Here is a 2,716-nt window from a genome sequence, read left to right as displayed (position 1 = left end):
GATGACATTTTTGGGGAAATGAGACCCTTTGAAATCGATCGCCATACCCAGTCACCTCGCCCAATTATGCGCACCGAAGCGACAATAACGCAGCAGAAGTGAAAAATTCGCGACAGAACCCGGTGGCGTCTTTTACGAAACGGGGCTAATCGCTTGCCGAAACTCTGTTGTAAGAGCGACCTTTCAATCATCGTAACACAAGTCAAGCGCAGAATGCTGCTATTTGAAAGAAGATTTTTTGCCTCTCAGTCAAGTTTCAGTTTCTGCGATGCTAAAGCGTTGACGATAAAACCTGGGCGCTACTCCCGTTATCTTAGCAAAAACTTTCCTGAAGGCGGCAGTATCTCCATACCCAACCTCCCAAGCGATCTGGTCAACTGTCCGGTTTGTCAGTTCCAATGCGTCTCGGGCCTTCATGATCCTCACATTCTGCAGATATTCGCTTGGTTTATAGCCGGTTGCTTTATAAAACCTGCGCAAGAAGGTGCGGTCTGTAAGGTCGACTGCTTCTGCTAACTCGGGGATGGAGATGCTCTGAGCAAATCTGCTATGGATGATTTGCTGGACCTTTCGTACTTGAGCGTCAGCGTGATCAAGTTTGGGCACAAAGGCTTCATACACGCTTTGATTTCGCCTGGGAGGATCGATCAGGAGAAACCGTGCGGTGGCCAACATAACGGTCGGACCCAGTAATTTTTCGACAAGAACGAGCCCTAAATCTGCCCATGCCAATATGCCACCGGCCGTAATGATATCACCGTCGTCAATGATCATATTTTGGCCGGCCACTTCGATTTGCGGGTAGCGATGAGCGAGCACGTCCGCAAACGCCCAATGTGTTGTGGCACGACGTCCTGCAAGCAAACCGGTCTCGGCCAAAACGAAAGCGCCCGCGCAGATCGATCCTACGATAGCTCCTTCCTCATGCTGCTCTTTCAGCCAAGCTGCGGCAAACGGCATCGGCTGCATATCTTCAGGCATCACTATGCTTGGCGGTGCGAGCGCATGTGTAATTTTGTGTGGAAGCGTGGGATGGCTATCCCAAACACAATTGAGCCCAGCCTCGGACGCTTCCCAATGTGAGGTTCGCACCTCAGGTTTCGGAACACCATCCTCTTCTGCAAACGACATAGACTGCCCTGCAATACGCATCAGGTCAGTGAGGCCATGAACGGCCGACAGTTGGCAGTCGGGATAAATTAACAGACCAATTTCAGCGATAATCTTCGTTTTTTGCATTTTTGGCTATTCTGGCGCGTTTAATGTCATTTTAGCCACCTCTATCATCATTACGTCTCAGTTAGAAGCAATCTTGTTCAACCAACGTTAATCGAGAGGCCTGATGGAAAAGTTTACCCCAAACTTCCAACCAACACGAAGGACTTTGCTCCTGAGTGGTCTGGCGGCTTGCGCCCTTAGCTTTGCCTCTTTTCCCCCTCTTCTCGCGCAACAAAACCCTGATGGAAAATCCAACATGAGCAGCAATTTTATCACCACCCAAGACGGCACCAAAATTTTCTATAAGGATTGGGGGCCGAAGACGGCGCAAGCTATTGTCTTCCATCATGGCTGGCCGCTCTCTAGCGATGATTGGGACAACCAGATGCTTTATTTCTATGCGCAAGGCTATAGAGTGGTTGCGCATGATCGCCGAGGCCATGGCCGGTCCGATCAGACCGATATCGGTAATGATATGGACACATATGCAGCTGACGTAGCCGCGCTGACCAAAACCCTTGACCTGCGTAACGCCATTCATATCGGCCATTCCACCGGGGGTGGTGAAGTCGCTCGCTACGTTGCTCGGGCCCAAAAAGGTCGCGTGGCTAAGGTCGTTTTGATCGGCGCAGTACCTCCGGTAATGGTCAAAAGCGACGCCAACCCTGAAGGAACACCGCTTGAGGTCTTTGATGGGTTTCGCGCTGCATTGATTGCAAACCGTGCACAATTCTTCCTCGATGTGCCGTCCGGCCCATTCTATGGCTTCAACCGCGAGGGTGCTCAGGTGAGCCAAGGCTTGATCCAGAACTGGTGGCGTCAGGGCATGGCCGGCGGAGCCAAGGCGCATTATGACTGCATCGAAGCCTTCTCAGAGACCGACTTCACAGAAGATCTTAAAGCGATCCAGCAACCCGTGCTTGTGCTGCATGGCGAAGATGACCAGGTCGTGCCGATCAAGGCGTCTGCCCATCGCGCCATCAAACTTCTGCCGAACGGCACGCTGAAAACCTATCCTAAACTCTCGCATGGCTTATTTGCGACGCACCCCGATCTGATCAACGCCGACTTGCTGAGCTTCATTGAGGCATAAGCATAGGCTTTGAAATCATGACCTGCCGAATATTCTTGGGCAGGTCATGATAATAGTTTGATAATGGTCGGTCTCTCCTTTTTCGGGCCTCGTACAAGAAGGCTCGGCGCAGCTGCGAAATCTGGCCGCTTACCAAGCGGTCAAGATTTATCAAGATAAGACTAGCTTGTCAGAGGCACACCGCTATCCTGCTCGTCAGTCTTAATAATGACAGGCCTGGAAAGCGTGCCCCTCAGCCGAGACAGACGACTGGTTCTGTATGGGATCTCCGCGCGAGCAGAAACCTGGAGTGCTCCCCATTTCACCGGACAGGTCGGCTAGTTTGATTTAGCCCTGATGAACTGCCGAGGGGAAGCCATCTTGAGCGCGGAATGTGGATGGATTTCATTATAGTCCTCGATCCAT

At 51.6% G+C, this 2,716-nt stretch carries 2 protein-coding genes; one reads left to right on the top strand and one right to left on the bottom strand.

What is annotated here, in order from left to right; all coding sequences use genetic code 11:
- Window positions 1–249: 249 nt before the first annotated feature.
- Window positions 250–1,239, bottom strand: coding sequence for a GlxA family transcriptional regulator (locus tag ACS5UA_RS22725; protein ID WP_443101877.1), 990 nt, complete (start codon window positions 1,237–1,239; stop codon window positions 250–252).
- Window positions 1,240–1,474: 235 nt separating this feature from the next.
- Between ACS5UA_RS22725 and ACS5UA_RS22720 the strand changes: the two genes are divergently transcribed.
- On the top strand, window positions 1,475–2,311 hold the full coding sequence (locus tag ACS5UA_RS22720; protein WP_443101878.1) for an alpha/beta fold hydrolase: 837 nt from the start codon (window positions 1,475–1,477) through the stop codon (window positions 2,309–2,311).
- The last annotated feature ends 405 nt before the right edge of the window (window positions 2,312–2,716 follow it).

This window comes from Brucella sp. RRSP16 (assembly GCF_052246815.1).
GTDB classification, from domain to species: domain Bacteria; phylum Pseudomonadota; class Alphaproteobacteria; order Rhizobiales; family Rhizobiaceae; genus Brucella; species Brucella intermedia.
Note: the sequence above shows the minus strand (reverse complement) of the source record. Positions and strands in the feature narration are given on the sequence as shown.